General features: G+C 69.8%; 11 protein-coding genes. 3 read left to right on the top strand and 8 right to left on the bottom strand.

The window, feature by feature from the left end; translation table 11 throughout:
- Positions 1 to 362: 362 nt before the first annotated feature.
- The 7 genes from VLF18_RS06470 to VLF18_RS06440 form a co-directional block, all read right to left on the bottom strand.
- Positions 363 to 1,775 (bottom strand): PepSY-associated TM helix domain-containing protein, encoded by a 1,413-nt coding sequence (locus tag VLF18_RS06470; protein WP_325278800.1) that lies wholly within the window; start codon positions 1,773 to 1,775, stop codon positions 363 to 365.
- Between the two features lie 298 nt (positions 1,776 to 2,073).
- On the bottom strand, positions 2,074 to 2,328 hold the full coding sequence (locus VLF18_RS06465; protein ID WP_325278799.1) for a hypothetical protein: 255 nt from the start codon (positions 2,326 to 2,328) through the stop codon (positions 2,074 to 2,076).
- A 132-nt stretch (positions 2,329 to 2,460) separates the two neighbouring features.
- Positions 2,461 to 2,976: a hypothetical protein gene (locus VLF18_RS06460; protein ID WP_325278798.1), complete on the bottom strand. Its 516-nt coding sequence runs from the start codon at positions 2,974 to 2,976 to the stop codon at positions 2,461 to 2,463.
- A gap of 231 nt (positions 2,977 to 3,207) precedes the next feature.
- A complete protein-coding gene (locus tag VLF18_RS06455; RefSeq protein ID WP_325278797.1) occupies positions 3,208 to 4,581 on the bottom strand; it encodes a M12 family metallo-peptidase in 1,374 nt (457 codons plus the stop codon).
- A gap of 78 nt (positions 4,582 to 4,659) precedes the next feature.
- Entirely contained in the window at positions 4,660 to 6,972 is a 2,313-nt protein-coding gene (locus VLF18_RS06450) for a xanthine dehydrogenase family protein molybdopterin-binding subunit (RefSeq protein ID WP_325278796.1), read from the bottom strand.
- Positions 6,969 to 7,955: a xanthine dehydrogenase family protein subunit M gene (locus tag VLF18_RS06445; RefSeq protein WP_325278795.1), complete on the bottom strand. Its 987-nt coding sequence runs from the start codon at positions 7,953 to 7,955 to the stop codon at positions 6,969 to 6,971. Before VLF18_RS06445 ends, VLF18_RS06450 begins: the two co-directional genes overlap by 4 nt.
- Positions 7,952 to 8,455 carry a (2Fe-2S)-binding protein gene (locus VLF18_RS06440; RefSeq protein ID WP_325278794.1) on the bottom strand — a complete coding sequence of 168 codons (504 nt, stop codon included), beginning with the start codon at positions 8,453 to 8,455 and terminating at the stop codon, positions 7,952 to 7,954. The genes VLF18_RS06445 and VLF18_RS06440 overlap by 4 nt, the downstream gene beginning before the upstream one ends.
- Before the next feature lie 282 nt (positions 8,456 to 8,737).
- On the opposite strand from VLF18_RS06440, the gene VLF18_RS06435 reads away from it, so the two are divergent.
- The gene (locus VLF18_RS06435; RefSeq protein WP_325278793.1) at positions 8,738 to 9,361 is read left to right on the top strand and encodes a TetR/AcrR family transcriptional regulator; all 624 of its coding nucleotides are present in this window, start codon (positions 8,738 to 8,740) and stop codon (positions 9,359 to 9,361) included.
- A 233-nt stretch (positions 9,362 to 9,594) separates the two neighbouring features.
- On the opposite strand, the gene VLF18_RS06430 is transcribed toward VLF18_RS06435, so the two are convergent.
- Complete coding sequence (locus VLF18_RS06430) at positions 9,595 to 11,685, bottom strand: DUF7452 domain-containing protein (RefSeq protein ID WP_325278792.1); 2,091 nt, start codon at positions 11,683 to 11,685, stop codon at positions 9,595 to 9,597.
- Positions 11,686 to 11,820: 135 nt separating this feature from the next.
- On the opposite strand from VLF18_RS06430, the gene VLF18_RS06425 reads away from it, so the two are divergent.
- Together VLF18_RS06425 and VLF18_RS06420 are read left to right on the top strand one after the other, a co-directional pair.
- Positions 11,821 to 12,432 (top strand): ECF-type sigma factor, encoded by a 612-nt coding sequence (locus VLF18_RS06425; protein WP_325278791.1) that lies wholly within the window; start codon positions 11,821 to 11,823, stop codon positions 12,430 to 12,432.
- Positions 12,429 to 15,176, top strand: a complete 2,748-nt coding sequence (locus tag VLF18_RS06420) for a protein kinase domain-containing protein (RefSeq protein WP_325278790.1) — start codon at positions 12,429 to 12,431, stop codon at positions 15,174 to 15,176. Before VLF18_RS06425 ends, VLF18_RS06420 begins: the two co-directional genes overlap by 4 nt.
- Positions 15,177 to 15,243: the final 67 nt, after the last annotated feature.

Here is a 15,243-nt window from a genome sequence, read left to right as displayed (position 1 = left end):
CGGACGGCTGCTGGCAGCTCGCCGGCGTCGCGCGTATCCGACATATGCGACTGGCCGCGCCGCAGCAGCGGTCCGCGGCGCAGGCCGCTGGAGGCCGACTCGCCGTAGTGCGCGTCGGTCGTCACGAGCAGGTTGCCGTGAACCGTCGTGCGGATCGCCGCGCCGACCGTCTCGCTGTCGCTCGATCCGTGCAGCGAGGCGCGCTTGACGTCGCGCAGCCGATTGAACGACACGGTGACGTCGTACGCGCCGATCTTCACGTCATAGGCCGAATCGCCGGTGTGCTCGAACGTGTTCCGGCGGATCCAGCCGCTGCGCTGCCGATCGCCGCGACGGGAATGCAGGAACGCGATACCGATCGATCAGGCCGCAACCGGCCGACGGCTGTCCCGTCTCCGGCGGCGGGCGAGCAGCACGACGCCGGCACCCGCGAAACAGGCCGCGCCGAAGGCCATGGCGACCAGCAGCGGATGGTTGAAATTCCGCCGTTCGCGGTAATCCATGATGTGCAGCATCCAGGCGACGTCGAAGATGCGCCAGACGCGGTTGCGGCGTTCGAGGACGTCGCCGGTGACCGCGGAAACGTAGAGCGTCGTGTCGATGTCGTCGGCGACCGGCACGCGCCAGAGCGACCCGGAATGGTTGCGCGTTTCGAGATCCGGTCCGCCGAGCCGCTGCGCGGCCTGCACCGTGCCGGGTCCGGCGTAGTCGGCCTTCGCGATGGCTCGCGCCAGCGCCGCGTCGACCGGCTGCGGCTGGCCGCTGCGCGCGCCGTAGCGGCGGTCGCCCGCATCGCTGCGAACGATGTAGACGGGACCGTCGATCGCGGTGCGGAATTCCACCGCGCGCACGCGGGCGCCTTGCGCGGCGATCAGCGATTCCGGTGCGACGACGGCGGAAAGATCGATCGCCGCGGGCGCCGGCGATCGCCGGTAGTGCTGTCCCTCGACGACCCGCTGATCGAGCAGGCTCATGGTAAGGCCGCTTGCGATCCAGAGCAGCAGCTGTGCGCCGACGATCCAGGCGAGCAGGCGATGGATCCGGTACGGCCACGGGCGTGGCGGCAGGCGGCCGCGCAGCGCGGCCGGCGCGCGGCGGCGTGCCGCGACGAGCAGCGCGGCGCCGGAAATCGCGAACACCAGCGCGAGGCCCGCCGCGACGCGCAGCACGACGTTGTTGACGTCCTCGCGCGTGTCGTAGTCCATGATGTGCAACATCCACAATGCATCGAATGCGCGCCAGCCCGCGAACCGCTTCGCGAGCAGCTCGCCGGTGAACGGCGAGTAGTACAGCGCCGGCGCCGACACGTGGTCGAAGTCGACGCGCCAGAGCGGAGCAGGGCGCGTCGCGACCTCCTGCGGCGCGGTCTCCAGCCAGGTCACCGCAGAGATCCTCGCCGTGCCGGCGAAGCGCGCCTGCGCGAGCGCGCGCACGGCGCCGGCATCGAGCGGCAGCAGCGGCGTGCCGGTCGCCGCATCGACGAGCGCGATCGACGCGCCGTGGTGGACCTCGTAGACGGGCTTGCCGAACAGCGGTTTCAGCGTGAAGCGCTCGATGGCCGGAAAACGCTGCTGCAACTGCGCCGGCGTGACGAGAATGCTGCCGGGTGCCGGGAGCGCGCGGTCGTCGGCGCGCACCCAGTGATCGCCGTGGATCCAGTCGATCGGCGCGGCGGTCATGTAGACGCCGGACACGACCCAGAGCACGACCTGCAGCCCGACCGTCCACGCCATCCACGCATGCCAGCGGCGAAGCGTGCGCTGCGAGATCGCCATCGTGGTCGTCGTCCTCTTGCCGGCTGCCGGTCGCCGATGCGACCGCGATGCTAACGCGTCGCCGGCGGTCAACGGCGCATCCGGCACTGCGCGCGGACCGCCGGCGGCAGCGCCGCCTGCCGAACCGCGGGACGATCGCTTTTGCAACGACGGGTTCGGCGCGGCTGCAGTGGCCGCCGTCGGCATCAACAGCGGCGTGGTCGACGGCGCGACCGGCGCTGTCGCGCCGTCGCATCACGATGACCGGTTCGGCTTTTCTGCACGCGCCGGTTCAGGGCCGGCTGCGCATGTCCCGAGGCTACGGCTGCAGACTGTCGGCGGGGCGCAGCGCCGGATCGCGCTGGGGCAGGGTGGCCGACTGTGCCGCGACGAGATCGAGCAGCGCCTCGCGCGCCTGCAGGCTCGACGTGCATCGCAGGATCGAGGTCGCGCCCAAGGTGTTGATGGCGAGCCAGCCGCCGTCGTCGAGTCCTACGACGTAGCCCAGCTCGCGCGCTTGCCAGATCAGCGACATGCGATCGCCTTCCGGCCTCCAGAAATAGTCCGCGTTCATTGCTTGATGCCCCCCTGAAGGCATGCGCGGCCGGCGTGCGTCATGCATGCGGCGGCGGCGCGAGGGTACGCGATTGCGGTTGTCGTGCCCAGCCGCGCGGCGGTTCATGGATGTGAAGGCCGCCGCCGCGGTTCAAGCGTCAGGCACCCGCACGAACGATGCCGTGTCGCCGACGTCACGCTGCGCGTCGTAGGCGGCGTCGTTGCGGATATACACCTCGCTGCGCCGCAGCGTGCCGGATGCATCGATGCGCATGCGGAACGCGTGCTCGTGCGACCCGGACGGGTCCTGCAGATTGGCGCCGTCGACGAATTCGAAGCGATGCGTGCCGTCCGCATCGGTCCGCATCCATTGCAGCCGCGGCGCATTGCCCTGCGGGCAGTAGTGCGTCGCGATCAGCCGGTCGCCGTCGAGCGTGTAGACGGTCATCGACCGCAGCGTCGGGCTCATGGTCCAGTTCTCGACGACCGTCGTGCCGTTGGCGATCACAGCGTAGTTCACGACGGTGGCGTTGCCTTGTTTCTCGCTGCGCCAGTCGCCGGCCAGACCCTTGAGCTGCTCGAACGCGACGCGCGCGCCGGATTCGGCGACTACCGGCGACGGTGCTGCGCAGAAGACCAGCGCGAGCAGGTGGATGGCCTGTTTCATGGACGACTCCCGACGGACCGGCGCAGAGCATAGGCCGCGGCACGCCGGCAGACCGGCGGTCTGCGGCGAGGCGTGTGCCGGCCACGACGGCCCGAGCGTCGGGCGCGCTCCGCACGCGAATCATGCATGGACGGAAATGTCCCGGTTGCCGTGGCGCGTACGGGTGAACGGGCGCGCTTCCGGCTACCGGCGGGTTTCGCGCTCAGGCAGGCCGGCGCGCGACCGGCCGAGCTACTCGAAGCCGTCGGCAAACACCGTGTCGTCGATGACGCAGGCCGGGTTCGACTGCGCGAGGCTGTCCATGCGCGCGGTCATCCGCGTCGGCACGCGTTCCGGCGCGATGCCGTAGGGATGGCCGTTGCCGAACGTCAGGCTGATGTTGGCCATCTGCGGCGACAGCAGATGGCAATAGCTCATGATCGTGCCGCTGCCCTGGCCGGCCGGGCCCGGCAGCGACGTCGCACCGCCGTAGCAGCCGGTCTGGCCGGCCTGTCCGGCATAGCAGCGGTCGATCGGCTCGGCGTTGCCGCCGATGCCGCCATAGCAGTGCGTGTGCGGCGAATTGAAGTTGTGGCCGATCTCGTGCGACGTCGCGACGATGTCCCAGATCACCTGCGGATTGCCGGGATTGAAATTGCCGCTGATGTTGCCGGTGAAGCCGTAGTCGCCGCCGGCGCTGAGATTGCCGGTGCCGAAATTGCAGGTCGGGACATTCGTGGTGAACGGCCCGGAACACAGCGTCCCGACCCAGGCGATGCCGCCGCCGGTCGAGCGGCCGCTGAGCATGTGCGCGAAGGTGCGCGAGACGCTGGTCATGTTCGCGTTCCAGTACGCGCCGAACTCGTAGAGGCTGCAGTTGGACATGGTCTCGTTCCAGGGATCCGAGGCCGTGGTCCACAACCGCACGAAGACGACTTCGAGGCGCGTGTTCACCTCGGCGACGTATTTGGTCGACGCATAGGCCAGCAGGTCGCCGACGTAGCGCGTCGCCGCCGCTGCGTCGTTGAAGCGCTGATAGAACTGGTAGTCGGTTTCGATGGCCGCGCGGGCGCGATACGGCAGCGCGCCGCGCGCAGATGCCGGCGAGGGTGCCGCCACGATCGAACGGCTGTCCTCGATGAGTCCGCGCGCCGGGTCGAGACTGTCCGCCTCGCAGCGAAAGCCGCCGTCCGCGCGCGATTCGCGCATGTCGATCGCCGTGAGGCGCAAGCCGTCGCGCGCCGATCCGGACAGCGAATACGTGCGTCCGCCGCCGTCGACGATGCCGCGCGCGCTGCCGTCGTCCTCGACCGCGAGAAACGCCGTCTCGCCGGTCTGCACGACCCGGCCGCTGAAATAGCGCGTGCGCGGACGCGCGATGCGTTCGACCTTGCCGCGGCCGTCGTCCGCGACGAGCTGCGCCGTGCGCCCGAATACCTCGAAGCGGTTCAGCGCGAGCGTGAGGTCGGCATCGCCGGATTTGACCTGCGTGATGCGGATCTCGGACGCGCCGCGAGGGCCGCGCGCCAGGAACGTTTTTGCATCGACGGCCTGCGCTGCCGATGCGGACGCCATCGGCAGGCAGGCCAGGAACAGCGGGAGAAAGCCTGCGGCGTTCCGGATCACTGAGCGTTCCTCGTCGTTGACGGCCGGCGATGGTATTCGCTTTGCGCGACGTCGAGGAGTGCAATCGGTCCCGGCGCGCTACAGCAGTTTGTCCAGCGTGATCGGCAGCTCGCGGACACGCCGGCCGGTCGCGTTGAACACCGCGTTCGCCACGGCGGCCGCCACGCCGGTGATGCCGATCTCGCCGATGCCGCGCGCACCGAGCGGAGAGCGCGGATCCGGAATGCCGGTCCACATGACCTCGATCTCGGGCACGTCGAGATGCGAGGGTACGTGATAGTCGGCGAGCGTCGCGTTCATGATCCGGCCATTGCGTGCGTCGAACAGCGTTTCCTCGGTCAGTGCGAGCCCGAGTCCCATGATCATTCCGCCTTTGAACTGGCTCGCCGCCGTCCTGGGATTGAGGATGGTTCCGCAGTCGAACGACCCGAGCAGCCGGTCGACGCGCACCTCGCCGGTCACGTCGCTGACGCGCAGCTCGCAGAAGATCGCCGAGTAGCTGTGCATCGCGAACCGGAGCATCTCCAGCGGCAGATTTCCGGTGGCCGTCACCGTGAGGTCGTCGCGCCCGGCGCGCGCGAGAAGGGACTGGAAACGTTCGCGCCGCGACGCATCGGCGATGCCGGCCACGCTGCCGTCGATCAACTGAACCTCGTCCGCGCGCAGTCCCGCGACCGGACTGTCGTTGCCGGCGAGTTTCAGCAGTTCGGCGATCAGTTCTTTCACGGCCGCCGTGACGGCGCCGAGCAGCGACGCGGTCTGCCCGGAGCCGCCCGCGAACGGCGCGGGCGGCAGCATCGAGTCGCCGAGTTCGAACGAGACGGCTTCGGTAGTCAGGCCGAGGCGATCGGCCGCGTGCTGGATCTGCACCGTCGCCGTGCCCATGCCCATTTCCTGCGCCGAACTCGCCACCGTCGCCGTGCCGTCGCGACGCAGCGTGAGCCGCACGGTGGCACCGGGCATCCGCGTATACGGATAGGTGCCGGTCGCGCAGCCCATGCCGATCCGCCATTCGCCGTCGCGGCGTGCGCCGGGCTCGGCGGCGCGCCGCGTCCAGCCGAAGCGCTGCGCGCCGTCGGCATAGGCCTTGGTCAGAGCCCGCTGCGGAAACGGATGCCCGTGAATCGGATGACGCTCGGGTTCGTTGCGGCGCCGCAGCTCGATCGGATCGAGCCCCATCGCCTGCGCGAGTTCGTCGATCGCGCTCTCGAGCGCGAACGTGCCGATCGCCTCGCCGGGCGCGCGCATGAACGTGTTCGGCACGACGTCGAGATCGAGATGACGCTGCAGGAACTCGACGTTTGCGGCGCGATAGAGCACGCGGCTGCCGAGCGTGAACTGCTCCGGACACGCGGCGTAAGCCGGCATCACGGAATAGCCCGTGTGCACGAGCGCCGTGAATCGCCCGTCCGCGTCGGCACCGATCGCGACGCGCTGCTCGGACGGACTGCGTCCGCCGACGCTGCGATAGACACCCTCGCGCGTCAGCACGAGGCGAACCGGCCGGCGGGCGATTTTCGATGCAGCGACGGCGACGATCTGGTGATCCCAGAAACCTTTGCCGCCGAATCCGCCGCCGACGAACGGCGAGAAGACACGTACCTGTTCTTTCTTCAGTCCGAACAGTCTGGCGATCGTTGCGGCGGTGGCGGCGACCATCTGCGTCGCGTCGTGCACGATCAGCGCATCGTCCTGCCAGTCGACCGTGACGGCATGGAGCTCGATCGCGTTGTGATTGAGCGCCGGCGTCGTGTACACGGCGTCGACCGCGTGCGCGGCCTGCGCGAGCGCCCGATCGGCATCGCCCTTCGTCTCGTGGTTCTTCTCGATCAGGATCGAGGCCGGCGTGCGCGCATCGGCCTTGGCCTGCTCGAACCGCGTGCGCGCGTCGGCGCGCGCGTAGTCGACGCGAACGAGCGAGGCCGCATGATCGGCCTGTAGCTGCGTTTCGGCGAGGACGGCCGCGACGATCTGTCCGTCATAGCGCACGTCGGCATCCTGCAGCACCGGAAGGCTGCTGTTGCCGATCGCCGACAGATTCGAGACGCCGATCAGATCCGGCGGCGCGAGCCGCGGCATGTTGCGGTGAGTCAGGACGAGGACGACGCCCGGCGCCGCTTGTGCCGCGGTTGTGTCGAGCCGTGCAATGCGTCCGCGCGCGACCGTGCTGTGCACGAGCGCTGCGTAGCACAGCCGGTCCATCGCGACCTCGGCCGCGAACCGCGCGGTGCCGGTCACTTTTGCCCGACCGTCCACGCGTACGTCGTGCCGCCCCACCGCGGCGACGCGCCCGATCAGCGCGTCGGGCCGGCTGCCCGGAAGCCACCGGTCGGGAACCCAGCCCAGCACGGTCCGCAGCGACGCGATCATCACGTTCTGCAGCCGGCTCATGGCGCGCTCCCGCCGAGCTGGGTCAGCACGGCGGTCGCCGTGCGAATCGCGAGGTCAACCTTGAAGGCGTTGTCGCGCTGCGGCGCGGCATCGACGAATTCCGTCGCGACGGCTGCAGCGAGCGCGTGCGGCGTGGCGCGCTCGCCGAGCAGCGCCGCCTCGGCGCGCAGCGCCCGCCAGGGTTTCGGCGCGATGCCGCCGAACGCGAGGCGCACGTGCGCGATGCGGTCGTCGTGCAGCTCCAGCGACGCGGCTACCGAGACGAGCGCGAACGCGTAGCTCGCGCGATCGCGCACCTTGCGGTAGGTCGAGCGGGCGCCGCGGGATGGGGCGGGAACCTCCACGCCGACGATGATTTCGTCGCTCGCGAGTTCCGTTTCCCGATCGGGCCGGTCTTCCGGCAGGCGATGGAAGCCGGTCAGCGCGATCGCACGCGTGCCGCCGGGGCCGGTCACGTGGACCGTCGCGTCGAGCGCCGCGAGCGCAACGCACATGTCCGACGGATGCGCCGCGATGCAGGCGGGCGATGTGCCGACGATGGCGTGGTAGCGATTGAATCCGCCGATCGCATCGCAGCCGCTGCCGGGCACGCGCTTGTTGCAGCGCGCGGCCGCGGCGTCCTGGAAATAGAGGCAGCGCGTGCGCTGCATGAGATTGCCGCCGACCGTGGCCATGTTGCGGATCTGCGCCGAGGCGCCCGCGAGGATCGCGCGTGCGAGCATCGGGTAGTTCGCGCGCACCAGCGGATGCGCGGCGACCTCGCTGTTGCGCGCCGCGGCGCCGATCATGAGGCTGCCGTCGGCCGCGGCGTCGATCCGGCCCGACAGCGCCGTGACGTCGACGAGGCGCGACGGTTGCGCGATGCCCTTGCGCATCAGATCGACGAGATTGGTTCCGCCGCCGAGCAACTGGTGCCCGCGGTGTTCCATCAGTGCGAGGGTTTCGCCGATCGAGGTCGGGCGGTCGTAGACGAACGGCATCATGGCGTCTGCTCCCGGGCGACGCGCAGAATCGCGTCGACGATGCCGTTGTGAGCGCCGCAGCGGCAGAGGTTGCCGCTCATGCGCTCGCGGATCTCGTCGCGCGAAACGGGTATCGGCGCGCTGAGGTCCGCGGTGAGGTAGCTCGGCACGCCCGCGGCGATTTCCTCGAGCATCGCCGCGGCCGCGCAGATCTGTCCCGGCGTACAGTAGCCGCACTGCAGGCCGTCGCAGTCGATGAATGCGCGCTGCAGCGGATGCAGTCCGCCGCCGCTGCCCAGCCCTTCGATCGTCGTGACCGATCGTCCGTCGACCTGCACCGCCAGGGTCAGGCACGACAGCACGCGCGTGCCGTCGACGAGGACGGTACAGGCGCCGCAGGCACCCTGATTGCAGCCGACCTTCGTTCCGGTCAGCCCGGCGCCGTCGCGCAGGAGGTCGAGCAGTGAAGTGCGCGGATCCGTCGGGGGTGCGACGTCGCTGCCGTTGATTCTGATCGCCATGCCGGGACTCCGTCGGAGACTGCGTGCGGTTACGTTCCGCCGGCGCCGCGCAACGCTTCTGCGCGATGCGGCGGAGACGGCGGACGGCGGGCGAGGCGAGTCACGGAAAGTCGCCGTCGAGCCGCCGTCCTTTCGTCGGACGAAAGGCGGGTGTAAGGTTCGGCCACGGCAGTTATTATTAACTGCCTACGCACTCATTATTACGACACGATCGCGCCGTCCGCAAGTGCGGCAACGCCGTCTGCGCGGACATCGACACGGGAACGGGGCACGGCAACGGCAATGGCTCGCCAGAAAGACGAGGAAAAGCGGATCGCGATCCTGACCGCGGCGGCGCGCGTGATTGCCGAAGAAGGGCTCGGCGCGCCGACCGCCAAGATCGCCAGGACGGCCAAGGTGGCCGACGGAACGCTGTTTGTATACTTTCCGAACAAGGACATCCTGTTCAACGAGCTCTACCTTCATGTGAAGCGCGAGCTGACGTCCCGCGTGTCCGCTGCGGTTCCGCGCGAGGCCGACCTGCGCACGCAGCTGAAGGCGAGCTGGAAGGCATGGACGGCCTGGGGTGTCCAGCATCCCGCCGAGCGCCGGGCGCTCGCGCAGCTCGCGGTGTCCGACAGGATCACGCCCGAAACCCGCGCGACCGGACTCAAGGGCGTCGAGGAAATGTTTGCGCTGATCGGCATGATCAGCGCCCAGGGCCCGATGCGGCAGGCGCCGGCGATGTTCGTCGGCGCTGTCATGGAAGCCGTCGCGACGACGACGATGGACCACATGGCGCGGGAGCCCGGCGCGGCGTCCACGATTTGCGAATGGGGTTTCGAAGCCGTCTGGGGGGCGCTGACGGCGAAGCCGGCGCCTGGTGATGAGGCGCGTGGCGCTTCCCGGGGCAAACGGAAACTCTGAGGCCTTTGGATTTTCAGCGCCGTCTCCTGACAGTGCAAAGCAAACCCATCCCCACCCATGCCCTCCCCGTGAAGGGGAGGGTTCGTTCCCACTCGTTGAGAAAGCTCGCTACACGTTGCGATGACTCGCCCGAGCCCACCGCTTCTCGCCTGCAGGCAAGTAACGCGGGGGCCTCGCCGCCAGAGAACAGCCGCCGGCCCGTCTCCTGCGTGAAGCGTTATCGATCGCCGTCGCTACAAGACAGCCTCCAGTCCATCCGCAAAAATCCGATCGTCGCGGCATTCGTTCGCCTGCGCGCCGTGCAGCATCACGTTGAAGCCGGTGTTCGCGGCAAACGTCGGCGATCCCGTACCTTCGGCGACGACGACCCAGCGACCCGGCGCACCGTAGCCGCCGCGTACATAGGCGAGGCTGAAGCCGGTGTCGCTCGACGGCGTTCCGGTGCGCGTGAGCTGCGGCGCGGCGCAGTCGTTGTCGTCGAGCAGCGGATGCGCGAGCCGCAACTCGCTGCGCGGACTCGCGCCGACCGGCTGCGAGAATGCGTTCGGCGATCCCGGCGGCGCGACGCTGAAATTGAACGCGACGCCGCTGACCATGTCGACCGAGTCCTGGTTGCCGATGTACCAGCGCCCGCCGAGATACGAGACGCCGATGCGGTGGTCGTGGTACGTACCGCCGACACCGCCGGGATTCCAGTTGTGCAGAGCGAACAGCAGCGCCTCCGGGCGGTTGTTGAGTTCCGGATCGTCGAGCTGCGTATAGGCGTTGACGATGTTGCCCGGCGTCGTCATGTGCACCGACGTGCGCCGGCCGTCTAACGGCGCCATCACGGCATAGCGCCGTCCGGTCGAGATCGCGAGCTGGTCCTCGCGAAAAAGCGCATAGAGCGCCGGTGGGTTGGACACGCGGTACACGCCGAGCGTCGCGCCGGCTTCCGTGGCACTCGCGCTGCCGCGCAGCGGCGTGACGAGAAGACTCTCGCTGGGGCCGAGCCGGTTCGCGAGCGCGTCGATCTGCGTTTCATTGGCCCCGGTGTTGGCGGCGCTGGCTTCCTGACGCACGGCGAAATCGAAGTTCAGTTCGAACGCGCCGATGTCGACCGCGGTGCCCACGCTGCGCAGTTCTCCGTCGGCGTCGTAGGTCGGGCCGAACGGGAACGTCGGCGCATCCGCGTTGTTGCCGGCGTTCACGGCGGGCGACACGCCGCTCGGCCGCGGATTGCGCGCGCTGGACAGCGCCGGCGAGGCCGTGATCGTGCCGGTACCCGGCGTGAACGCCTCGCTGCCGTTGCCGTGAATCAGGTTGTACCGATTCGGCACGACCGCGGCGACGCGGCTGTCGACGAGCAGGCCGACGACGCTGTTGAACGCGATCAGATTGTTCGCAATGCGGCCGCTGTTGCCGGCGGTCGTGGTGCCGTTGATGGCCACGCCGGTCGCGCCGTTGATCACGGTGTTGTTGACGACGTGCACGTCGGTGTTCGTCAGATTGACGCCGAGCGCGTAGTCGGTGCCGCCGAGGTTGTCCTGTCCTTGCACGACGTTGTTCTGCAGCGTCACGCGGTTCGGTGGACTGCCGGTGTTCTGCGACACGGTGATGCCGCGCACGAAACGGCTGCCGGTGACGCGGTTCGCATCGAGCGTCACGAAACCGCCGGCGCTGCCGGCGACGGTGATGCCGCTGCCGAGCACGCCGTTCTCGCCGCGGATGCGGTTGCGGAACAGGTTGACCTGCCAGCTGCCGGTGAATCGATCGGCGCAGATCGCGGGTCGCGGCAGGCCGGTCGGTCCGGTAGCGAGCAGCGTGCTGTCGCCGATGACGAAGGTCGGGTTGCCGCTGCCTGTGCCGGTCATGCGGATCATGCAGTCGCCGGTCGTGTTGTCGGCCTCGACCATGCGGATGCGGCTCAGCGCGTAGGTCGACGCATCGGTCGACTGGTGCTGGACGAAGAGGCTGCCGCGCCGCAAGACGAGGTCCTCGATGCGCACGTTGACCGGACCGCTCGCGGGGGACTGCACCGCGATGCCGCGCCGGGGCGCGAACACCGCGTCGATGCCCGTGACGGCGCGCAGGGTCAGTGACTTGCGGATCGTGACGAACTCGTCGATGGCCGTATAGGCGTCCGGCACGAACAGGTCGTCGGTGCCGATCTGCACGGTGTCGCCCGGAGCCGCACTGTCGATGCAGGCCTGCAAGGTGCCGAGGCAACTGCCGACGCCCACGAGATTCGGCCAGGTCAGCGTCGCGGCGTGCGCCGCGGGGCAGGCGAGCAGCAGCGCTGCGAGCCATCCGGCGTTGTGGAAAGGTCTGCGATCGCGATTCATGGAAGTCTGCCTTCAGGAGGGGCGCGAGCCCGTGCCGCCTCCAATACGAGGAAGCGGTGCCGATCCGTGCAGCGGACGTTTCGTCGCTGGCGGGACTGTGCTGTACTGGGGCAATTCCTGCCGTGCCGGGGCACCATGGTCGACACGCACGACGTTCCCGATGACGCCGAAGCGACGGCGCGGATCGCCGAGCTGCTGCAGCGCCTGCTCAGCGAGCGCACCGGCGCGCTCGCGGAACTGTTCGCGGTCGGCCAGGCCGACCTGCGCCGCATCGCGCGGCACGAGCGGCGTCTTTCCGGCGGCGGTGAAACATTGTCCACAACCGCACTCGTCAACGAGGTATACATGAAGCTGCGCGGCGGCAGCCTGCCGGGCGTCGCCGACCGCCGTCACTTCTACGCGCTGGCCGGCCGCGCGATGCGTCAGGTGCTCGTCGACTACGCCCGCGGCCGGCTTGCGCGAAAGCGCGGCAGCGGGCTGGCGCCCGTCGCGATCGACGACGCGGCGCTGAGCGTCATCGACGAGGCCGAAGCCCTCGGCGCGATCGAACTCGCCGATGCGCTGGACCAGCTCGAGCGCGTGCGCCCGCGTCTCGCACAGGTCGTGTACCTGCGTTTCTATGCCGGCATGAGCAACACGGAAATCGGCAGCCTGCTCGCGGTCGAGGAAAGCACGGTACGCCGCGACTGGCTGAAGGCGCGCGGCTGGCTGTATGCGCAGCTGCATCCGGACAGCGCGCCGTCATGAGCGGCACGGGCACGGATCCGGAACGGGCGCGCTGGGCGCGGCTGGAAGGCACGCTCGACGAATTGCTGGCGCTGGTCGAGTCGGAACGGCAGCGGCGCCTGGCCGAACTCGACGCTTCGGTACCCGAGGACGCCGCCGCGCTGCGCGGCTGGCTGCGCGGCATCGACCGGGCCGATGAAATCCCGCTGCCGGACGCGGCCCGAGGCGCGCAGCCGGCCGCATCGCAGCGCGTCGGTCCCTGGATCCTGCTGCAGCCGATCGGGCAGGGCGGCATGGGCACCGTGTGGCTCGCCGAACGCGCCGACGGCGCGTATCGCCAGCAGGTCGCGATCAAGTTCCTGCGCGAGGACTCGCCAAGCCTGCGCTCGCGCTTCGCGCAGGAGCGCCAAGCGCTCGCGCGGCTGCAGCATGCGCAGATCGCGCGGCTGCTCGACGCGGGATTCAGCGCCGGCGGCACGCCGTATCTCGTCACTGAATACATCGCCGGCGTGACGCTGGACCACTGGTGCGCGCGCGCGCAGCCCGGCCTCGACGAGCGCCTGCGCGTGTTCCGCGCCGTGGCCGCCGCCGTCGCGCACGCGCATCGGCACCTGATCGTCCATCGCGACCTGAAGCCGCAGAACATACTGGTGGACAATGAGGCTCAGGTTCATCTGCTGGATTTCGGCATCGCGAAGCTGCTCGACGCGGACGGCGCGCAGACGCACGAGCGCGCATTGACGCCGGACTTCGCCGCGCCCGAGCAACTCACCGGCGAGCCAGTCACGACGGCGACCGACGTCTACGCGCTGGGCGCGCTGCTGTATCTGCTGCTGAGCGGACGTCCACCGCTGGCGATGCGCGACCTGTCGCTCGCGGAATTCGTGCGCCGCGCCTGCGAGGTGACGCCGCCGCCGCCGAGCGAGGTGACGACATTGACGCAGGTGCCGGCGCGGCAGGTGCGCGGGGATCTCGATGCGATCGTCGGCAAGGCATTGGCCAAGGAGCCCGCGGACCGCTACGCGACGGTCGACGCGCTGCTGCGCGACCTCGATCGCAGCGCAGCCCGGCTGCCGATCGACGCGCGCGCGCCGTCGCGCGGCTACCGGTTGCGCAGGTTCCTGCAGCGCCATCGCGTTGCCGTCGCCGTCGCGGGCCTGCTCGGTGTAGCGGTGATGCTCGGTGTGGCCGGCACGTTGTGGCAGGCGCGCATCGCCGCGCAGGAACGCGATCGCGCGCGCGCGGAACGCGATGCCGCACGCCTCGAAGCCGCGCGCAACGGCGCGCTGTACGAATTTCTCGTCGGCCTGTTCCGCGACAGCGCGAACGAGTCGGAAAAATTCACCGCGAGCGAACTGCTGAGCCGCGGCGCGGTCTGGCTCGGGGCGCATCCGCCGGCCGACCGCGACTCGGCCGTGCTCGTCCACTCGGTGCTCGGCGAACTGCAGCTGCTGCGCCGCGATCCGCAGGGCGCGCGCGAACTGCTGGCGCCGTTGCTCGAGCGCAGCGATATCGATGAACTGCCGGCCGAACTCGGCGCGCGCCTGCGCTGCGTGCTTGCGTTCGCCGAGCACGCCGGCGGGAAGCTCGAGCGGGCTCGCGAACTCAGCGAGCGGGGTGTCGCGCTGGCAACGGCGCTGACCGGCAGCGCGCGCGCGACTTTGCTGCGCTGTCGCAGCGTCGCTGGCGCAGTGCTCGCCGACCTGAACCGTGATGCGGAAGCCATGGACATGCTGCGCACCGCACTGGCCGAGGCCGAGGGCGGCGTCGGCGAAGACACCGAGTCCGCGCTGCAGCTCGCCGGCATCGAGCATGCCTACGCGCTGGGCTCGTATTACGGCGGAAAGATCGACGACTCCCTGACCCACAACGAGCGCGCGCTCGCGATCTATACGCGGCTCGGCCGGCGTGACAGCGCCGCAGCGCTGTCGACGCTCGGCAATCTCGCGCTGGCGCGACTGAACGGCGGACGGGTGCTCGATGCCGACGCGAGCTTCGCCGAAGTGATTGCGCGCACCGAGGAACATGCCGGCGCGTCGGCCGGATTGAGCCAGCGGCTCATCAATGCCGCCACCGCCAAGCTCGTGCTGGAGCAGCCCGATGCGGCCGTGCCGCTGCTCGATCGCGCGGCGGCGATACAGCGCGAACTGAAGATCGCGGAAGGCGCGCCGCTCGCGCAGGCCGCGATCGAACGTGCGAAAGCCGCGTTGCTGCAGCGTGATTTCGGCAAGGCCGATACGGAGCTCGCCCGCGCGGAAACGCTGATCGCGGCGAGCTATCCGCCGTCGCATCATTACCGCGGTCTGGTTCCGGAACAGCGCGGCCGCCTGTTGCAGGCGCGCGGCGATCCGGCCGGCGCGCAGGCGCAGCTCGACATCGCGGCCGCGCAGTTTCGCAGCGGCGGCCGCGCGGCGCTGCGCCCGCTCGTGCGCACGCTCGCGCTGAAGATCGAGTTCGCGCTGGGGTCGGGCGACGCCGCCGCGTTACGCAGCGCCGCCGACGCAGCGGCGAACGCAGCGCAGCCGTTGCCGTTCGGCGACTGGCTGCGGGCCTGGACCGAGGCGCTGCAGGGACGCGGCAGGCAGTTGGCCGGAGACGCAGCAGGCGCCGCGCAGATTCATTCCGCCGAGCCGCGCCTTGCCGCGGCGCTCGGCGCGGAGCATCGGCTGACACGCGCCGCGCGGCTGTGGACCGGGCACGCCGAGCGGACGGCGCGAACGCCAGGCGTTGCACTCGATACGGAAACGACACGTCCGGATCCGTAGCGGGCAGATCGCTCCGGGACACGCTGGCGAAGATCCGCCGATGACGGCGTGCGGCCGCCCAATTCAG

The organism is Tahibacter sp. (assembly GCF_035481375.1).
Lineage (GTDB): Bacteria > Pseudomonadota > Gammaproteobacteria > Xanthomonadales > Rhodanobacteraceae > Tahibacter.
This window is presented reverse-complemented; position numbering and strand designations above follow the sequence as displayed.

Excerpts from the sequence above, each read along its gene's own strand:
- VLF18_RS06470 (WP_325278800.1), bottom strand. The coding sequence starts at position 1,775 with ATGGCGATCTCGCAGCGCACGCTTCGCCGCTGGCATGCGTGGATGGCG.
- VLF18_RS06465 (WP_325278799.1), bottom strand. The coding sequence starts at position 2,328 with ATGAACGCGGACTATTTCTGGAGGCCGGAAGGCGATCGCATGTCGCTG.
- VLF18_RS06460 (WP_325278798.1), bottom strand. The coding sequence starts at position 2,976 with ATGAAACAGGCCATCCACCTGCTCGCGCTGGTCTTCTGCGCAGCACCG.
- VLF18_RS06450 (WP_325278796.1), bottom strand. The coding sequence starts at position 6,972 with ATGAGCCGGCTGCAGAACGTGATGATCGCGTCGCTGCGGACCGTGCTG.
- VLF18_RS06445 (WP_325278795.1), bottom strand. The coding sequence starts at position 7,955 with ATGATGCCGTTCGTCTACGACCGCCCGACCTCGATCGGCGAAACCCTC.
- VLF18_RS06440 (WP_325278794.1), bottom strand. The coding sequence starts at position 8,455 with ATGGCGATCAGAATCAACGGCAGCGACGTCGCACCCCCGACGGATCCG.
- VLF18_RS06435 (WP_325278793.1), top strand. The coding sequence starts at position 8,738 with ATGGCTCGCCAGAAAGACGAGGAAAAGCGGATCGCGATCCTGACCGCG.
- VLF18_RS06430 (WP_325278792.1), bottom strand. The coding sequence starts at position 11,685 with ATGAATCGCGATCGCAGACCTTTCCACAACGCCGGATGGCTCGCAGCG.
- VLF18_RS06425 (WP_325278791.1), top strand. The coding sequence starts at position 11,821 with ATGGTCGACACGCACGACGTTCCCGATGACGCCGAAGCGACGGCGCGG.
- VLF18_RS06420 (WP_325278790.1), top strand. The coding sequence starts at position 12,429 with ATGAGCGGCACGGGCACGGATCCGGAACGGGCGCGCTGGGCGCGGCTG.